The 17,353-nt window shown below is 47.2% G+C and carries 18 protein-coding genes and 2 tRNA genes; 3 read left to right on the forward strand and 17 right to left on the reverse strand.

Annotated features, from left to right (window positions below):
• Positions 1-71: 71 nt before the first annotated feature.
• The 7 genes from LAJLEIBI_RS13975 to LAJLEIBI_RS14005 form a co-directional block, all read right to left on the reverse strand.
• Positions 72-833: a nitroreductase family protein gene (locus LAJLEIBI_RS13975; RefSeq protein WP_006442772.1), complete on the reverse strand. Its 762-nt coding sequence runs from the start codon at positions 831-833 to the stop codon at positions 72-74.
• A gap of 119 nt (positions 834-952) precedes the next feature.
• Positions 953-1,333: a GNAT family N-acetyltransferase gene (locus tag LAJLEIBI_RS13980; RefSeq protein ID WP_040435484.1), complete on the reverse strand. Its 381-nt coding sequence runs from the start codon at positions 1,331-1,333 to the stop codon at positions 953-955.
• A gap of 55 nt (positions 1,334-1,388) precedes the next feature.
• A complete protein-coding gene (locus LAJLEIBI_RS13985) occupies positions 1,389-1,778 on the reverse strand; it encodes a glycine zipper domain-containing protein (RefSeq protein WP_227054660.1) in 390 nt (129 codons plus the stop codon).
• A 981-nt stretch (positions 1,779-2,759) separates the two neighbouring features.
• Positions 2,760-2,833: transfer RNA gene (locus LAJLEIBI_RS13990), tRNA-Pro, on the reverse strand.
• Between the two features lie 54 nt (positions 2,834-2,887).
• Positions 2,888-2,958 (reverse strand) — tRNA-Gln (locus LAJLEIBI_RS13995).
• Positions 2,959-3,128: 170 nt separating this feature from the next.
• Entirely contained in the window at positions 3,129-4,337 is a 1,209-nt protein-coding gene (locus LAJLEIBI_RS14000) for a GNAT family N-acetyltransferase (RefSeq protein WP_006442775.1), read from the reverse strand.
• Complete coding sequence (locus tag LAJLEIBI_RS14005) at positions 4,334-5,683, reverse strand: MATE family efflux transporter (RefSeq protein WP_006442776.1); 1,350 nt, start codon at positions 5,681-5,683, stop codon at positions 4,334-4,336. Before LAJLEIBI_RS14005 ends, LAJLEIBI_RS14000 begins: the two co-directional genes overlap by 4 nt.
• A gap of 104 nt (positions 5,684-5,787) precedes the next feature.
• On the opposite strand from LAJLEIBI_RS14005, the gene LAJLEIBI_RS14010 reads away from it, so the two are divergent.
• Positions 5,788-6,585: a MerR family transcriptional regulator gene (locus LAJLEIBI_RS14010; protein ID WP_006442777.1), complete on the forward strand. Its 798-nt coding sequence runs from the start codon at positions 5,788-5,790 to the stop codon at positions 6,583-6,585.
• A 60-nt stretch (positions 6,586-6,645) separates the two neighbouring features.
• Here LAJLEIBI_RS14010 and LAJLEIBI_RS14015 read toward each other — a convergent pair whose 3' ends face one another.
• The 5 genes from LAJLEIBI_RS14015 to LAJLEIBI_RS14035 form a co-directional block, all read right to left on the reverse strand.
• Positions 6,646-7,860 carry an LL-diaminopimelate aminotransferase gene (locus LAJLEIBI_RS14015; protein ID WP_040434909.1) on the reverse strand — a complete coding sequence of 405 codons (1,215 nt, stop codon included), beginning with the start codon at positions 7,858-7,860 and terminating at the stop codon, positions 6,646-6,648.
• Positions 7,861-7,889: 29 nt separating this feature from the next.
• Positions 7,890-8,723, reverse strand: a complete 834-nt coding sequence (dapF, locus tag LAJLEIBI_RS14020) for a diaminopimelate epimerase (protein ID WP_006442779.1) — start codon at positions 8,721-8,723, stop codon at positions 7,890-7,892.
• A gap of 24 nt (positions 8,724-8,747) precedes the next feature.
• The gene (locus LAJLEIBI_RS14025; RefSeq protein ID WP_006442780.1) at positions 8,748-9,296 is read right to left on the reverse strand and encodes an ANTAR domain-containing response regulator; all 549 of its coding nucleotides are present in this window, start codon (positions 9,294-9,296) and stop codon (positions 8,748-8,750) included.
• A 48-nt stretch (positions 9,297-9,344) separates the two neighbouring features.
• A complete protein-coding gene (gene glnA / locus LAJLEIBI_RS14030) occupies positions 9,345-10,676 on the reverse strand; it encodes a type I glutamate--ammonia ligase (protein WP_006442781.1) in 1,332 nt (443 codons plus the stop codon).
• Positions 10,677-10,868: 192 nt separating this feature from the next.
• Positions 10,869-11,078, reverse strand: a complete 210-nt coding sequence (locus LAJLEIBI_RS14035) for a hypothetical protein (RefSeq protein WP_006442782.1) — start codon at positions 11,076-11,078, stop codon at positions 10,869-10,871.
• Positions 11,079-11,272: 194 nt separating this feature from the next.
• Here LAJLEIBI_RS14035 and pduL point away from each other — a divergent pair, with 194 nt between their 5' ends.
• Positions 11,273-11,917 carry a phosphate propanoyltransferase gene (gene pduL / locus LAJLEIBI_RS14040; protein WP_006442783.1) on the forward strand — a complete coding sequence of 215 codons (645 nt, stop codon included), beginning with the start codon at positions 11,273-11,275 and terminating at the stop codon, positions 11,915-11,917.
• 45 nt (positions 11,918-11,962) lie between these two features.
• Here the strand turns inward: pduL and LAJLEIBI_RS14045 are convergent, their stop codons facing one another.
• From LAJLEIBI_RS14045 to LAJLEIBI_RS14065, 5 genes are all read right to left on the reverse strand, one after another.
• Positions 11,963-12,208 carry a TM1266 family iron-only hydrogenase system putative regulator gene (locus tag LAJLEIBI_RS14045; RefSeq protein ID WP_006442784.1) on the reverse strand — a complete coding sequence of 82 codons (246 nt, stop codon included), beginning with the start codon at positions 12,206-12,208 and terminating at the stop codon, positions 11,963-11,965.
• A gap of 20 nt (positions 12,209-12,228) precedes the next feature.
• Entirely contained in the window at positions 12,229-13,431 is a 1,203-nt protein-coding gene (locus tag LAJLEIBI_RS14050; RefSeq protein WP_006442785.1) for an FprA family A-type flavoprotein, read from the reverse strand.
• 187 nt (positions 13,432-13,618) lie between these two features.
• Positions 13,619-14,260 (reverse strand): lysoplasmalogenase family protein, encoded by a 642-nt coding sequence (locus LAJLEIBI_RS14055; RefSeq protein WP_006442787.1) that lies wholly within the window; start codon positions 14,258-14,260, stop codon positions 13,619-13,621.
• A 92-nt stretch (positions 14,261-14,352) separates the two neighbouring features.
• The gene (locus tag LAJLEIBI_RS14060; protein ID WP_006442788.1) at positions 14,353-15,123 is read right to left on the reverse strand and encodes a polysaccharide deacetylase family protein; all 771 of its coding nucleotides are present in this window, start codon (positions 15,121-15,123) and stop codon (positions 14,353-14,355) included.
• Positions 15,124-15,221: 98 nt separating this feature from the next.
• Positions 15,222-15,854: a TetR/AcrR family transcriptional regulator gene (locus LAJLEIBI_RS14065; protein WP_147570469.1), complete on the reverse strand. Its 633-nt coding sequence runs from the start codon at positions 15,852-15,854 to the stop codon at positions 15,222-15,224.
• 319 nt (positions 15,855-16,173) lie between these two features.
• Between LAJLEIBI_RS14065 and LAJLEIBI_RS14070 the strand changes: the two genes are divergently transcribed.
• On the forward strand, positions 16,174-17,349 hold the full coding sequence (locus tag LAJLEIBI_RS14070; protein WP_006442790.1) for a CD0519/CD1768 family membrane protein: 1,176 nt from the start codon (positions 16,174-16,176) through the stop codon (positions 17,347-17,349).
• The last annotated feature ends 4 nt before the right edge of the window (positions 17,350-17,353 follow it).

Raw genomic sequence — 17,353 nt, forward strand, 5'->3', positions numbered from 1 at the left:
CGCGGCGCAGCCGGGCCGCACCCGCCCGGCTGTTTTATGCCGCAGCTGAAAAATACCTCAAAGCATCCTGTCTATGCTTTGAGGTATTTATATTTTGCCGTCAGTGTCTCTCTCTCTTCCCCGCCTTCATCATAAAACAATTCTCTTTCAAATTGTATCTTCTCATGGCGGAGACATAATTCCAGGAACAAAAGAAAGATCCCCATATCGATCCGGTTGTAGTATGTCACCTTATGAGCGGGCATGATCCCCCGCCTGCCGGGCTTCCTGTATCTGAACACTAAGAGACACCCTTCGCGGTTTTCCACCAGCCACGGCTGCGTATTGCAGGCGCTGGGCGCAAACCTTGCGATGCCGGCAGCATTCCCTATATACGGCCCGTCCCAGATCTCCTCCACCGGTTTTCTCTTACTTTTAAACATGTCTTTTCTGAACTTGTTCTCCCGCACTTTTTGGACCGCGATCATGATAACAAATTCCATGTTATCTTTTTCCGGTTCATCTGCTTTTCCTATGCCGAACCAGAGCGCCCCGATATTCAGGGAGGCAAGGTACAGATCAAGCTGTTCCCCCACATATCCGATATTCTGCAGATAATTGTCCTTTTTCTCACTATACAGCAGTAAACAATATTCCTGTCCTCGCTTACATGTCGTATGCCCGGCGGAACATATCTGCATGTCGATCTTGATATCCTTATCGAGCGGTATGAATTGTTTGAATTTTTTCTGAATGTGCTGTAACTCCTCTAATGTTATCGCTTCGCCTTCAGCGCCTCTGAATACGTGAAATGATCTGCGTTTGAAGATCATTTCATATAATAGATCGTCCATTGCTTTCCCCTCCGTATAAACAGAGGATATTATGATTTAAAATATAATTCAACCTTATTTTTAAAATATTTTAACATTCCCACAATTACTGCCATATCTGTATAGCAGAATTATAACAACTATCTTTTCTTCGCTATTATGTAGGACTGTAAGCCCTTTTGGCACCCATTTTTTTCATAAAACTCCTCTGCTCCGGGCTGTGCGCCAAAATACAGCATAGTTGGGGTATTTTTTCTGGCAAGCTGGAGAAGACTGCTGCCGATTCCCTGTTTCTGATACTCAGGAAGAACGAGCAGTTCCGTAATTGTTCCAAAATAATAGCCATCTGTAAGAACACGTAGACAGCCCACAAGCATTTTATCATCATAAGCAGATATATTCAGCGTTTTTGATAATGCCGCCTGCGTTTTATCCACATCATAATCCCCGGGCCACACTCTGTTTACGAAAGAGATAAAAACTGAGGCATTAAGCTTCTGGTCATTTACTTCATATTCTATCATTTCCCGCACCTCCATAGATTTAAAGCAAATCTCATGAAACTTTGATATGGCTTTATTTGTTTTCTAAGGACACCGGAAAACCATCTGTTTCTTCGGCAATCCGGTCGTCAACTGAGAACTTTTCCTCTTTCATTTTCGTCTCGGTAACTCTATACTCTTTTTCTGCCCCATTCTTGTCTATGGCATATATCACTATATCTGATGAATCTTTTATTGTTTCGATCCTGCTTACTTTCATCATATTTTCAGAAAGTCTTTTATCCTTCGCAGAACCGACCGCCATACCGATGCACATACCTAACGGGATTCCAAAACACAGTCCCATAGACATATTATCAGTATAGATGATCTGTCCGAATACTAAGCCAATGGATACGCCAAAGCACATCCCAAGGCTCATATACATCGTTGTATACTTTTTGACTGAATCTTTTTTATCCAAACTATTGATCCTCCTCAAACTCCAATCTACCGATTTTATAATTTATAGTGATACTAATTTTCAAGCCTGTTCTATCTCGAATCACTGAATATAACAGGCTTTGTAAGTGGGGAGGGGTTGAATCCCGACCAAATCCCGACCAACAACAAATATAAGCAAGCGACCTAAACTGTCAGAAAGGAAATCTTGTATATCCGTATATTGTTTTTAGAGATTAATTTGACATTTTCCAATACACTTGTTAATATATAACTATAAAAGGTGTTACCGATAGACGGTTTCCCAATTTAATCAGTTATATAAAAAGTAACCTTTCCTTGGTCGGGGCGGTTACTTTTTTGTATGGTTTATGTATGCAACTAGAATCGTTACAATGATTGCAAGAATCATTAGTACGATGGAGAGCATTTCAAAATCACTCATACATTCGCCCTCCTTTCCTAGATTTCACAATTGGATAAAACCAATTTAGATTTCTATGTAATCAGAGGGTTCAGTCCCTCTGTCAGAGGGCAAACCGCCTATTCCGTTATGGTAACACCTAATTATATTTTAACAAAGCAACTGCCAAATAGCAATTTAAACTCTCTCCCCGTAATTGACTCTGGAAAGATAACGGCAACAGTGACAAAAGCTGCCGTCACAAATATTACAATACCATTTACAAAAGAATTTTCAGAGGCCCCAATCCTCACTTTTTCATGGATTACATCACAAATGACAGCCAAGGTTTCTCAATAAAAAGCGCAGGGGTAAAAAGTGCAGTTGTAAGCGTATATAGTTCCACCGATGCGCATGGCGTTACAGTTTATTAGCCGGCCATATTAAGTTAATTATAGATTATTACATCAAAGAGGAAATAAAAAAAAGATCAGTATGTAGAGAGAACAAGGTAAACGGCGGCGGTATTACCAAACTACCAAAGCCAACCTATTTTTTAACTCTTAAAAAAACGAAAACCCCCATAAAATGGGGGTAAAATCGGAGTGACGTGATTCGAACACGCGACCTCTACGTCCCGAACGTAGCGCTCTACCAAGCTGAGCCACACTCCGTTGTTTAGTTTACCGGATGCTATACAGACTGCATCCGGCGCCCCTGCCAAGGAACTACGGATAGAGGATTTGAACCTCTACTAACAGAGTCAGAGTCTGCTGTGCTGCCATTACACCAATCCGCAATACAGCTCGTCATTTCTTTGACGGAACAAATATAATTATACCAAATAATTTTCAAAAATCAAGTCCTTTTTTATATTTTTTTTAAAATACCGCAAATGAGTATAACTTTCGTTTCATCTGCGGTATTTGAATGCTCCTGACAAAGCGTATGAAAAAATATCCCTGCAGATTAAAAGTAATCAGATATATAAGGGGTCTGTTGTTCAATGGCATCCTCCAGCATATCAATGACGGCTTCACTCGTCTGCAATCTTCCGATTTTCGCGAGATAATCCGGGCGTTTATAGCCCATGAGCATTGTCGTCATTGTCTGAATATTGATTTTATCCGGGCACTGCGCAGAGATTCGAGTGGCCTCTCCGTGCCCGTTTTCAGATATCCTCAATAAAAACGAACCTTGATTGCACTCCAGGATCGGGTCGGTCATTGTAAATCTCCATTCGCGCTCCGTGATGTCCGGCTTGAACGGATATTGCGCTATAAATGCCGGAAAGTCCACGATCCTTGCCATATAATAGGGCGAAATAACTTCTTGAATACTGGCGTCCTCCAACAAAAAGGCTAAGGGTTCGTCCGTATAAGTGTTTCCCTCAACTTTGTCGATCATTGAAAAATGTGCTGATACAAAGTTCCACAGGCCTGTTCTGGCTTCTTCGGTATTGAAGATCATGTCCTTGATATGAAAAACCTCATTTTCGATCCAGTAGATGATATACCCGTCCGGCTCCTCGTTCTCGTTATAGTACACAGCCGACATAATATCGTCTTTATCCCAAAGCCAATACTCGTTCCACGCAAGATCATCCCTGATAATAGCGCCGTGGGTGTGCGCTGCATACCGGTCATACGCGGCCTTTAATTCCTCACTGTCCGTTTTGACGCGCCGGATCTCCCCTGTAACCTGCTGGTTTTTCGGAAGCTGATAATCTTTGATCTCATAGACGATTTTATCTGAGATCAGTTCCCAGCCCTTCCGTCGGTAGTAAGGGATCGAATATGGATACAGATAACAGATATACTGTCCCTTTTTCTGCATGTTTATCAACGCCTGCTGAAGCAGCTTATGCATCAGCCCCATATTTGAATATTCCGGATAAGTCCCAACACCGGTCAGCCCGCCCATAGAATATATCCTGCCAAAAACATTGATCTGCATAGGATAGACTGCTACCTGAGAAACTAATGTATCTCCGTCAAACCATCCAATCACATCTGCTTTTTCCATCGTTGGGAATTTGGCCCGTATGATTTCCTTTTCCTGCCATCCAACTGAATTTAGTTCCTGGTCCGTCACTTGGAACACATATCGCAGTAATGCATTATATTGTTCCAGATATCTGCTGTCAACTGACCGCATTTTTAATTTTCTTTTGATCATAGTCTAACCTCACTTAGATGATTTTCTTTTTTCCATCCTTTTTTATAGCGAAGAAACAGGCCTGCCGTGAGTATGAGCGTAAGGCCTTCTGCCAGCGTCGGGCTCCACCATATGCCGCGTCCTCCGAACAGAGCGGTGAGGACGCCAAGGCTCAGCACGAGCATGACGATACTTCTCGCCACCGATATGACCATGGCCGATACCGGCCTCTCCACTGCCGTAAAATAGCCGCCGATCACGATATTGTATCCGGCCACGAGGAACGACAGCACGAAAATGCACATTACATGCACAGAGTAAGCGCTCAGTTCCGTGAGTTCTTTCGCTACGAACATTCCTACGATCCCTTTCGCCCCGAGAATACTTCCGGCTGTAAATGCCACAGACACGACCACCGCGGCCACAATACCGTAACGCATCAGCTTCCGGCAGCGGTCCATCCGCTTCTGGCCGTAGTAGTAGCTGATGAGCGGCTGGTATCCCTGGGCGATTCCGACCATGGACATGATGGCAATAGAATTTACATATGAAATGATCGTATAACTTACGAGAGCGTCTTCGTTCAGGTAGCGCAGTATCGCCTGGTTGAACAGGAAGATGATCAGCCCTGTCGACAATTCTGTAATACCCGAGGGAAGCCCATTTTTGAACTCTCTCCACACAAGAGGCAGATCCAGCCTGAACTTCCTGAATTTGATGGTTCCCTTTCCCCCCAGAAAATGCATCAGATAAAGTCCGATAAGCGCTGCGTTGGACAGTCCCGTGGCAAGCGCCGCGCCGCTGATCCCCATATTCCATTCCATAACCATGAAATAGTCCAGCACTACATTCATGAGAGAACCTGTCGTCACGATGATCGTAGCGCGCTTCGGATAACCGTCTGTCTTGATCAGCATCTCAAAGGAATATGCCAGAATGAAAAGTCCGGAGAACGGTACAAGCGTTCCGAGATAGTCCAGCACATACTCCCTGTTCTGGGCCGTTGCCCCGAGGAAGTCGGCAAAACGCTCCAGATTCAGCATCACAGCCAGCGTGATGATGACCGACAGTACGATGAGGAGAACAATATTCTGCGTAAATACTTCATTTGCCCGCCCGATATTCTTCTCACCGTGCAGGATCGCCACAACGGTAGACGTCCCGATCGCAAATAAGATCGATATCGCAAACAGCCCCATGACATACGGCATAGATATGTTAACCGCCGTCAGCGCCACCTCGGACACCCCTCTCGCAACAAATATACCATCTACCATCGTATATAGCGCAAATACCCACTGAGCAACGATAGACGGTATGATAAATCTTATAAAATCACCTTTCAGTGATTTTCCTTCCAATCTCATAATGATCTCTCCTTCATTCTTATACCTTGTAATTATACAATAAACCTTGGTATAATACTAAGGTCAAGAGTTTTATTTTGAAGCCACAGCGCGGAGGTGTTCTTATGAAGCATTACTACCGGATCGGTGAGATCTCTCAATTGTATAATATAGGACCGGATTCTCTGCGCTACTATGAAAAGCTCGGTATCTTAAAGCCCCACAGAGGTGAAAACGATTACCGCCTGTACCACGTCCACGACCTGTGGCGCCTGAATGTCATCCGCGATTTGAGAGAACTTGGCTTTTCCATGGAGCGCATCCGGGAATACCTGAACGACAGAAGTCTGTCAAGCACAGAGAACATGCTGCAGGAGGAACTGGACATTATCAATGAGCGCATGAAGTCTCTGGAGACGCTTAAATCCAACATCGAGGACCGCCTCGATACTATCCGGGACGCAATGAAGCAGCCGATCGGAGTTATCGAGGAAAAAGAGCTTCCGGTGCGGCGCTGCCATACGATCCACGCAGGCTACAGCCAGGATGAGGAGATGGATATGCTCATCAAACAGCTGCTCAACAAAAATAAAGATAAGCTCTATATCATCGGGAACAACCGTATCGGCTCCGTCATATCTGCCGGCAGCGCCGCCTCAGGCGATTACCGGAATTACAGCGCTGTATTTATTATTGACAAAACCGGAGAAGATATGATAGAGGCAGGCCGGTATCTCTCTGTAAGCTACAGGGGGGACTGCGCCCAAAACGAGGACTATATCCCCCGGCTGCTCGCGTACGCCGAGGAACACGGCTACGCGCTTCAAGGGCCGTTTCTGGAACTGCTCTGGACGGACATCCACCAGGCCGCCGAGGAAAAAGAGCATATCACGGAACTTCAGATCAAAGTCGGCAGAGCATAAGACGTCAGGAAACGCCGGCAGCATTTTTCGCTGTCCGGCGTTTCTGCACTGGCACACTCTTTATATTTCTTTGATCCGGCTGATAGCGGCCACCGTATTTTCATATGAACCAAATGCGGTCAGACGGAAGTATCCCTCACCGCTTGGACCAAACCCCGAGCCGGGCGTTCCGACGACTCCGGCGTGCTCCAGAAGGTGGTCAAAGAATTGCCACGACGTCATGCCCTTCGGCGTCTCCAGCCATATATACGGCGCATTCACACCGCCTGATACATTGTACCCGGCGCTTTTTAATCCGTCATAGATGATCCCGGCATTTTTCATATAGTATGCTACCTGTTCTCCAAGCTGTGTCCTGCCCGCCTCGGAGTAAACGGCCTCTCCGGCTTTCTGGACGATATACGGCGCCCCGTTATATTTAGTCCCGTGCCGCCTTGCCCAGAGAGCGTGCAGCATGACGTCCCCGCATTTCAGATCCTTTGGGACCACAGCGGCGCCAAGCCTTACGCCTGTAAACCCGGCATTTTTTGAGAAGCTTCTGAGTTCTATGGCGCATGTCCTGGCTCCGTCGCATTCGTAGATCGTATGGGGCACATCCTCCTCAGAGATATACGCCTCGTATGCCGCGTCATATATGATCACGGCTCCGTTTTTATTCGCATAGTCCACCCATTCCTGAAGCTGAGGCTTTGTGATCGTGGAACCGGTCGGATTGTTCGGAAAGCAAAGATAAATAATGTCCGGCGTCTCCTTCGGAAGCTCGGGCGCAAAATTCGTCTCCTTTGTGCACGGCATATATATGACATCGCTCCACGTCTCTGTATCCGCATTGTATGTGCCGGTCCGTCCCGCCATCACATTCGTGTCTACATATACCGGGTACACCGGGTCGCAGACGGCTATCCGGTTATCCTTTGCAAAGATCTCCTGGATATTGCCGGAATCACATTTCGCTCCGTCTGATATAAATATCTCGTCGGCTTTGATATCACAGCCCCTGTCCTTATAATCTTTTTCGGCCATGGCAGTTCTCAAAAATTCATATCCCAGATCGGGCGCGTACCCGTGAAAAGTCTCCGCGTGCGCCATCTCCTCCACCGCGCCGTGCAGCGCATCGATGATGGCCGGAGCCAGCGGCTGTGTCACGTCACCAATTCCGAGACGTATGACAGACTGCTCCGGGTGCTCCTCCTCGTATGCCGCCACTTTTTTCCCGATGGCCGAAAACAGATAGCTGCCCGGCAGCTTCAGGTAATCCTCATTTATTTTAAACATATGCATTCCTCCTTGTCCTAATGGTATCGTTATATCTGTATCTCCCCGTCAAACACGACCGTCGCAGGCCCGGTCATGTATACTTTGTCCGCTTCCTTGTCCCACTCGATCAGCAGGTCTCCGCCCAAAAGCCTTACCGTAACTTTATCTTCCGTAAGACCGTTCAGTATGCATGCCACAGCCACCGCACAGGCGCCGGTGCCGCACGCCAGCGTTTCTCCCGAGCCGCGCTCCCACACCCGCATCTCTACAGTCTCTCTGTCGATCACGCGGGCAAATTCGGTGTTGACACGCTTCGGAAAGCGTTCGTGGTTCTCAAACTTTGGTCCGACCGCTTCAAGCTCCAGTCCTTTCACATCATCCACAAATATCACGGCATGCGGATTTCCCATGGAAACTCCGGTCATCCGGTATATGGCCCCGTCCACAACGATAGGTTCACTGATCACCGCATCACCGCCGGACACGATAGGAATACGTTCCGGCTTAAGCTCCGGCCTTCCCATATCTACTTTGATAAGTACGGCTTTTCCGTCTTTCACCGTCAGGTCCAGATATTTGACTCCGCCGAGCGTCTCTACAGATATGTTCGTTTTATCCGTCAGCCCGTAGTCATATACGTATTTTGCCACACAGCGGATCCCGTTGCCGCACATCTCTCCCCTGGAGCCGTCGGCATTGTACATCTCCATCTCAAAGTCGGCCTTTTCGGAAGGACAGATCATAATAAGTCCGTCCGAGCCGACCCCAAAATGCCGGTCGCTCAAAATTCTGGCAGCCTCCGGCGGATTTCCGATCTTTTCTTTAAAACAGTTTACATAGACATAATCATTCCCCAGTCCGTGCATTTTTGTAAATTTCATATTATCCCTCTCTTTCTACAACCGCTACTTGGCCATAATGCTCAGAACCATCTCTGCCGTCTCCGCCATATTGGTCCCGCTGTCCATGCTGTTTTTCTGCAGATATCTGTGGGCTTCGCCTTCCGACATATTGTTCCGGTCCATCAGAAGTTCTTTCGCTCTGCGAATGACCTCCTGCTGTTTCGGGTTCCGTTCTTTTGGCTCCTGCTTCCTTTTTCTTCTCCTTCGGTTCATGCTCTCAAGCATCATTTCAACCGTGTTCAGAAGATCATATACCTTGAGCGGCATGTTAAGCCCCATAACGCCGTCCGCAAGTCCGCTGCTCCACTTGTCAGGAGAAGCTATTAACAGCATCTCAAAATTGGACGGAAGATATTCACGCAGTTCTGAATACAGCATATCTTTCAGTTTATAACCGCACACGACAATGCCCTCATCCACCGTGTCGGCATAATTCATGGCCTGTGCACCTGTCGTACATACCCCGGTGACAGTCATGCCCCCGCGGGCTAACAGGTTACGAATATTGGCTGCATTGTCCTTATTTGGAAATACAACAATAATACCAACCAAACTGACACCTCCTGTACTGTTTTTTTTACTGATCACGACAGGCAGGCGTCAGATTCTGTGCAGATATTGTTCAATCTCCCAATCTGTGACCTGTCCCCTGTAAGCCTTGTATTCTTCTGTCTTCGCCCTGACGAACTTTTCAGCGAGGTCTTCCCCGAGCACGCCCTTTATAAAATCGTCTTTTTCAAATTCACGTGCCGCTTCAAGCAGGCTTCCCGGCAGCGAATCGATCCGGGCTTCCTTCCTCTGCTCTTCTGTCATCTCATATATATTACAGTCAATACTCTCCGGCGGCAATATCTCATTTTTGATCCCGTCCAGGCCGGCCGCCAGGCAGACTGCCAGCGCCAGATACGGATTAGACGACGGATCCGGGCTTCTGAGCTCCACCCTCACATCTCTGTCCTTTGACGCCGGTATGCGTATGAGCGGCGTGCGGTTCTTGGAAGACCAGGCGATATATACCGGCGCTTCGTAGCCGGGCACGAGCCTTTTGTAGGAGTTTACGATGGGATTCGTGATAAAGCTGATTGCCTTCATATGCTTCATGATTCCGCCGATAAAATAATACGCTTCCCTGCTCAGCCCCTTTTCATCCTTCGGGTCTGAAAATACGTTGATGCCGTCTCTGCAAAGCGACATGTTCAGGTGCATGCCCGAACCATGCGTGCCGCATTTTGGCTTCGGCATAAACGTGGCGTGTAGACCGTGCCGTTTTGCGATCGTTTTTACGACAAGCTTAAAAGTCATGATGTTGTCTGCCGTTGCCAGCGCTTCGTCGTATTTAAAATCTATCTCGTGCTGCGCCGGAGCCATCTCATGATGAGACGCTTCTATCTCAAAGCCCATATCCTCAAGCGTGAGCACCATGTCTCTGCGGGCATTTTCTCCAAGATCAAGAGGACCCAGATCAAAATAGCCCGCACACTCATGTGTGAGCGTCGTCGGCAGTCCGTCGTCATCTGTGTGAAACAGAAAGAATTCACATTCAGGTCCCACGTTGAATTCATACCCCTCCGTCTCTGCCTCCGCCAGGACTTTCTTTAATATATATCTCGGGTCACTTTTAAACACCGTGCCGTCCGCCTTGTACACATCGCAGATCAGCCTTGCCACTTTTCCCTGCTGCGGCCTCCACGGAAATATTTCAAAGGTGTTCAGATCAGGATAAAGATACATGTCTGAATCCTCAACTCTGGCAAAACCTTCGATCGCCGATCCGTCAAACATGCAGTTATTGTCCAGCGCCTTTTCAAGCTGGCTTACCGTGACCGCGACATTTTTCAGGGTGCCGAAAATATCAGTGAACTGAAGGCGGATAAATCCCACATCTTCGTCGGCGACCTTTTTTAATATGTCTTCTCTTGTGTAATTATTCATTGTCTGCTACCTCCCTTAAACGTATTTTATTATATCAAATACTTTATGACTGTATATTTATGCAATTTGCTGTATAAATGAAGGCGTTCTCATCCTGATGAAAACGCCTTTGTTTTATACAATAATAAATTATAAATAGAAAACGGCACTTTGTCAACGTGCCAAAGTGCCGAATATGATCCCGGATCTGACTTAATCTTCGTCATCAAGCCAGTAATCATCGTCGAGCTCATTATATACATTCCCGTTATTATTGCCGCAGCTGATGCCCTTTTTGACCGGTGACAGCAGAAATCCTTTCACGATACCGATAAGCAGGCAGCATAATATGAGCAGTACCTTTTCCGCCGGTGACCAGTCTCTCTTAAAAAACCCCTTTATTGATTTCCAGATATCTTTCATGATTCTTCCTCCTTAAATTATCCATACTCCATGTGGTAATGTCCCTGTCCTTATTATATGCCTTTCACCGCAATTTCTCAAGCAGGTAATCTGAAATATGTGAAGATTGAAAAAAGTAAGCCGCTTTGCTACAATAAGGATATATTACATCGCCGGATGTACCGTGAAACTATAATAGAAAGGTGTGGTGAATTATGGGAACTGCTGTACCGATCGAGACGAGTGCGCGCCACATGCACATCAGTGAATCAGATTTCAAGATATTATTTGGAGAGGATGCCTCCCTGTCATACAAAGCTCCGCTGAGCCAGCCCGGCCAATACGTGTCCGGCGAGCGGCTCACGGTCAGGGGTCCGAAAGGAAGCTTTGAGAACATAGCAGTCCTGGGGCCTTACCGCCGTGAAACACAAGTCGAACTATCCATGACCGATACGCGAAAGCTCGGAGTACCGGCCATGATCCGCCAGTCCGGCGACACGAAGGGCACCCCCGGATGTACGCTTATAGGCCCAAAAGGGACACTGGAGATCGACCACGGTGTGATCGTAGCCAAACGGCATATCCATATGACTCCTGTTCAGGCCGCCCAGTTTAACGTCAAGGACAATGACGAAGTATTTGTTATCATGGAAAGCTTTGAGCGCTCCCTCATCTTTGCGGACGTTGTCGTCCGCGTCAGTCCGGATTTTGCGCTCGCCATGCATGTCGATACCGATGAAGCAAACGCCTTTGCCAACGAAAACGATCCGACCGGAGTCATCCTGAAGCTCTTCGGAGGCAGAACCTACAATCTGCAGAAATGGGCAGAGGAACTCCAGAGCGGCATCCACCGGCTTTAACGGCCGTCATGATAAAATGGAAAACAGGGCGTTAGGCCGCTTCATTTACAGCTTTGCCGTCAATGTCTTGGCGGTGACGCCGGACTGCATGCCAAGCTTTCCTGAGAGGGCGCTTGTCACATCGCCGGGCGCGTCCAGTACAACGCTTATAATGGACACGCCCCTGTCGCGGTACGGTATTCCCATGCGCCCAACAATATATTGGCGGAATTCATGCAGCAGTTCATTGATCGCTGTCACTGATTCCTCTTCTTTAATGATTATGCTGATCACAGATACTCTGTTATCCATATGTCTCTTCCTCTCTCTGCCTACGGAAGTACATCTTCCACTATCTTCTGGGCAAATGCTTCCAGCTCGTCTGCCCTGTCTTCTTTTAACACGGACTTGATCGACAGCTGCTCGAGAACTGTGATGTCTTTCAGCTCTTCCAGCTTTTTCGCGATCATCCGGCCTGCTGCCGGCGCCCATGTGCCATTATCCATAAGCGCGACCGTACGTTTCTGAACAGAAAGTGCCTTCATATCACTCAGCAGATTCTCAATCGGAGGATAGATGCCGCCGTTGTAAGTCGCGCACGCAAGCACGATATGACTGCTTCGGAACATCTCCGAGATCAGTTCCGACACGTGGACGGCAGATGCATCATAAATCTTGATCCCCTTTATCCCTGCGTCGGCCATACGGCACGCAAGGGAATTTACCGCCGCCTCAGTGTGCCCGTATATGGATCCGTAAATAATGACGACCGAATTCTCCTCCGGCTCATATTTGCTCCATTTGTCATACTTCTCTACAAAAAATTCAATATTGCTTCTCCAAACCGGACCGTGCAGAGGGCATATCATCTTCACATCAAGCTCCGCCGCTTTTTTCAGCAGATTCTGCACCTGGGCTCCATACTTTCCTACGATATTTGAATAATACCTTCTCGCATCCGCGAGCCAGTCTCTCTCAAAATCGATCTCATCATTAAAAATATTTCCGTCAAGCGCACCGAAGGTTCCAAATGCGTCGGCTGAAAACAGAATCTTGTCCTTCTCGTCATAGCTCACCATTACCTCAGGCCAGTGCACCATCGGAGCCATTATAAAGCGCAGTGTATGTGTCCCTGTGGAAAGAGTATCGCCTTCTTTGACGAGCACGACCCTGCCGTCAGACGCAACGTCAAAAAACTGATGTATCATCTGTACGGTCTTTGTGTTCGCCACCACCTGCATATCCGGGTATCTTTTCATCAGTTCCTCTATATTGGCACAGTGGTCGGGCTCCATATGCTGTACGACCAGATAATCAATAGTGCGGCCGTCAAGCACATACTCCAGATTTTCCATAAACTGACTTGTGGCGGACTCATCCACCGTATCCATCAGCGTCACCTTTTCGTCCATGATCAGATAGGAATTGTAGGAGACTCCCCGCGGTATGGGAAATAAATTTTCAAATAAAGCAAGCCGCCTGTCATTGCAGCCGACCCATACGATGTCATCTGTTACTTTTCTTGTACCCTGCATTTTTCAGCATCCTCCTGTCGTTTTTAATTTATATGTTTTCAAATTCAGCTTTAAAGAGAGATATTCTTTTACTTGAATATCAGCACTATTATAACACACACATAAAATTTGTAATGTAAAATTTTGTACTGTCTTTGCATTTTTCTTTATACAATATGATATTCTTTATCAAAAACAGGCAAAACGGCTATAATCCGGTGAAAAGAGCCGCTCCGAACAGGTAGACCGCGCTGTAATAAAGCAGCAGAATAGCCGCCCCGTAACAAAACTGCGTCTTTCCTCTTGTAGTCCGGTAAGCAATGATACCGTCTGATATGACAAAGCATACGGCGCCTGCGGCCGCCATCCCGGACGCCACCGTTGTAAATGCCGCAAAAAGCGTGACCGCCGAGGCTGCCATATAACAGAGCACCGCCATATATATGACCGCCGCGGTTTTCAGACTTCCAAGCGTCTTCATATCATTTTTAAATATAAGAAACAGGAGCAGATAGACAGCAGCCGCTCCTGCAACTGTATACCACTCAGGACGTGCCAGCCTGTTGAACGCCGTTATAAAGCATATGTGCGCCAGACCGAACAGCAGGATCCCTTTTACAAAGTCCAGTTCCAGCGCGACATCCGCGGCCATGCACAATACAAGTCCAAACGACACGAGCGTACCGGTCATCCCTCCAAACCTGATAGCTCCGTACATTCCGAGAAACACTGCCATAAACGTTGCAAGCGCTTTAAATACAAGCGACCGGCATCCGATCCTTTCCCTTAATGCTCCATATATAATTCCAAATGCCAGCATGAGAACTGCTGCGATGATCAATACCCTCATGTATCCCTCTTCTGCTCTCCTTATTCCTCTCCCGAACTTACAAGTATATATTCCGAGTATAGCACAGCAGTTAAGAGTTTAACAGGGGCTTTTCAGTCTTTTATCTGCCGGCCTGTCACATCCATATGATAACCGTCCTTATAGATGAGCTGAGATACCGGCACGATCTCATACCCCTTCTTCTCAAGACCGGTGATGAGGCCGTCCAGCGCGTCTGCCGTATACTTCGCGCCATTGTGGCATAGAATGACGGAGCCGCTGCCAAGCTGCTCATTGTCGAGCACAGTTGTAAGGATACTTTCCACACCATAGTCTTTCCAGTCCAGGCTGTCTACATTCCACTGGATCGTATAATAACCACATTCTCTGGCGGTCAGGATCACAGCGTCGTCATAGTCCCCGTACGGCGCCCGGAACAGATTCATATCCACTCCTGTCAGTTCCTTCACTTTCTTATGCACTGACAGAAGTTCCTGCTTTTTCTCTTCATCACTCAGCTGAGACATATTTTTATGATTCTCACTGTGGCTTCCCAGATCATGTCCTGCCTCGTAAACCGCCTTCACATCATCCGGATACTTTTCTACCCAGCCGCCTGTCATAAAAAAGGTCACATGGACATCGTGCTTTTTTAATATGCCGAGTATCTTCTGCGTATCCTCGTTCCCCCACGCCGCGTCAAATGTAAGAGCCACTTTTTTCTCTTTTGTCTCCACGGAATATATCGGAAGCTCCCGCCCATTTACATTACTTGATACCTTCACATACTTCGACACATACTTGAAGGAACCGGCAAGCGCAACTGCCGCCGCAAGCGCCAGTACCACATAACTTTTTACCCTTTTGACTGTCTCCTGCTTCATAAGGCAAAACTCCAGAATAAATACACTTATTCTATTGTATGCCCGCCATATTCGTCCTACATCATAAAACGGAAATAATTAACTTTATATTTACCGGGTCAGCCGATATGGTAAGAATGCAGCGTGTGCTCCATGTAAGTGACCGTCCTTTTGACAGCGTCCTTAACAGTAAGCGTCCGCACCGTATCTTTCATCTTCGCCAGCATGCCCCTGAAGATGAGAATGTTCATCTCGATGACGGCCATGGCATCCTCCGGCGGTATATCGTACCCTTTTTCCTGTATAATGCGTTCCAACGCTATGTAATCGCGTTTATAAAAGTCTCCTTCCATGAGCATCTCTTCGTACTCTGCCGCGCTGTCAGACCTCTCCATCGGAAAAATCTCGTGATACATCTTAAATACAGCGGGCAGATTCGCCGCGCCGGCGGGACTAAAGAAAAGCACCTGGTAAATATCGGGATGGCAGAACGAATGATTGCAAAAGCATTCCCAGTTGAGCAGATACTGCTCTCTCATATCTTTGGCCTGCTTCAGATAGGAAGGCAGTTCCGTTGCATATTCATTCAGACACTTGGCGCACGCAAACAGCGTCAGTTCTTCAAGACTTGAAAAATAATGATACAGTGTAGCGCTGTTATAGCCTGCCTTCTCAGCCACCTTCCTGATGGAAAGCTCACCGATTCCATCCTGTTCGATAATTTCGATCGCCGCGCTGATAAAATATGACATAATCCGTTTTCGTTTCAATTCTCTGTTTCGCACATTTATCGTCATACGGAATCCCTGCCTTTCTATATATGTTTACTTTTACTTATCAAGCTGCTGATGTACAATCATGTATAATCATAATATCATTCTGAAATTCTGAAAGCAAGGTAATTATCAAACATATCTCCAAAAACTATACGCAAGTTATATTTTAACTGCATATTAAAATATAATCAGTGATTGACAAACTTTTGTTTATATAGTAGTATTGTAATACAAAAAAATAGTTCTGCTCAAAAAATTATGCAAAAAAACAAGGCAGAAGAAAGAGAGGTTATTTTTGGGGACAGAAAACAAACATTATAAGAAAGCCATAAGCGTAGAGGCTTTCATTTTTTTGGGGATTTTTTTACTGATTTTCGGATTCATGGCATCCAGGATGGGCGGGGTGAACATGATGAACACGCTGATGAACACCGCCTACAAACTGCTGCTGGACACTGTATTTTACATAATGGCTATCGCCGTACTGGCCGGAGCGATCTCGGGACTCTTCTCCGAGTTCGGAGTCATCTCCATGATCAACAAGGCATTATCTCCGCTCATGAAGCCTTTGTACAATCTTCCCGGAGCCGCCGCACTTGGCGTCATCACAACTTATTTATCTGATAACCCGGCAATATTGGGGCTTGCCGAGGACAGAAACTTCAGAAAATACTTCCGTAAGTTCCAGCTGCCCGCCCTTACGAATCTGGGAACATCTTTCGGAATGGGTATGATCGTATCTACGTTTATGATCGGGCTGAACGTAAAAGGCGGACACGCCGGTCTGGCAGTGATCGTCGGCAACGTGGGCGCAGTGATCGGAAGCATCATAAGTGTCAGGATCATGATGCAGTTTACGAAAAAGACATACGGCACGGCGGAATATTGTATTCCTCTGGAAAAAGGTGAAAACGCGGAACAGCTGTTTAAATTCCGGGAGGTACGGGAAGGCAGCGCCGGCGGCAGGGCGATCGAAGCACTGCTTACCGGAGGCAAGGGCGGCGTGGACGTCGGTCTCGCTATCATTCCCGGCGTACTCGCTATCTGTACTCTCGTTATGATGCTCACTAACGGTCCTTCCGAATCCGGTGTCTATACAGGGGCTGCCTATGAGGGCGTCGCTCTTCTGCCGTGGATCGGCGAGAAGATCCAGTTCATCCTGACACCGCTGTTCGGCTTTACAGACCCTTCGGCCATCTCTGTTCCCATCACTGCGCTCGGAGCTGCCGGGGCCGCTATCGGCCTTGTGCCCAACATGGTGGAGACCGGGGCTGCTGCGGCCAACGATATCGCCGTCTTCACCGCAATGTGCATGTGCTGGAGCGGTTATCTGAGCACCCACGTGGCCATGATGTCTTCACTCGGCGCAAACAAACTTACCGGCAAAGCGATCCTCAGCCACACGATCGGAGGAATCTGCGCAGGCGTTGCGGCCAACTGGCTCTTTAAGCTTGCTGTGTTGATCCTATAAGCCT

Origin of the sequence: [Clostridium] hylemonae DSM 15053, from assembly GCF_008281175.1 — a bacterium.
Taxonomy (GTDB): Bacteria; Bacillota; Clostridia; order Lachnospirales; family Lachnospiraceae; genus Extibacter; species Extibacter hylemonae.

Excerpts from the sequence above, each read along its gene's own strand:
- LAJLEIBI_RS14010 (WP_006442777.1), top strand. The coding sequence starts at position 5,788 with ATGAAGCATTACTACCGGATCGGTGAGATCTCTCAATTGTATAATATA.
- LAJLEIBI_RS14045 (WP_006442784.1), bottom strand. The coding sequence starts at position 12,208 with ATGGATAACAGAGTATCTGTGATCAGCATAATCATTAAAGAAGAGGAA.
- LAJLEIBI_RS14005 (WP_006442776.1), bottom strand. The coding sequence starts at position 5,683 with ATGAGATTGGAAGGAAAATCACTGAAAGGTGATTTTATAAGATTTATC.
- LAJLEIBI_RS14065 (WP_147570469.1), bottom strand. The coding sequence starts at position 15,854 with ATGTCATATTTTATCAGCGCGGCGATCGAAATTATCGAACAGGATGGA.
- LAJLEIBI_RS14055 (WP_006442787.1), bottom strand. The coding sequence starts at position 14,260 with ATGAGGGTATTGATCATCGCAGCAGTTCTCATGCTGGCATTTGGAATT.
- pduL (WP_006442783.1), top strand. The coding sequence starts at position 11,273 with ATGGGAACTGCTGTACCGATCGAGACGAGTGCGCGCCACATGCACATC.
- glnA (WP_006442781.1), bottom strand. The coding sequence starts at position 10,676 with ATGAATAATTACACAAGAGAAGACATATTAAAAAAGGTCGCCGACGAA.
- LAJLEIBI_RS14035 (WP_006442782.1), bottom strand. The coding sequence starts at position 11,078 with ATGAAAGATATCTGGAAATCAATAAAGGGGTTTTTTAAGAGAGACTGG.
- LAJLEIBI_RS14050 (WP_006442785.1), bottom strand. The coding sequence starts at position 13,431 with ATGCAGGGTACAAGAAAAGTAACAGATGACATCGTATGGGTCGGCTGC.
- LAJLEIBI_RS14015 (WP_040434909.1), bottom strand. The coding sequence starts at position 7,860 with ATGTTTAAAATAAATGAGGATTACCTGAAGCTGCCGGGCAGCTATCTG.
- LAJLEIBI_RS14000 (WP_006442775.1), bottom strand. The coding sequence starts at position 4,337 with ATGATCAAAAGAAAATTAAAAATGCGGTCAGTTGACAGCAGATATCTG.
- LAJLEIBI_RS13975 (WP_006442772.1), bottom strand. The coding sequence starts at position 833 with ATGGACGATCTATTATATGAAATGATCTTCAAACGCAGATCATTTCAC.
- LAJLEIBI_RS14060 (WP_006442788.1), bottom strand. The coding sequence starts at position 15,123 with ATGAAGCAGGAGACAGTCAAAAGGGTAAAAAGTTATGTGGTACTGGCG.
- dapF (WP_006442779.1), bottom strand. The coding sequence starts at position 8,723 with ATGAAATTTACAAAAATGCACGGACTGGGGAATGATTATGTCTATGTA.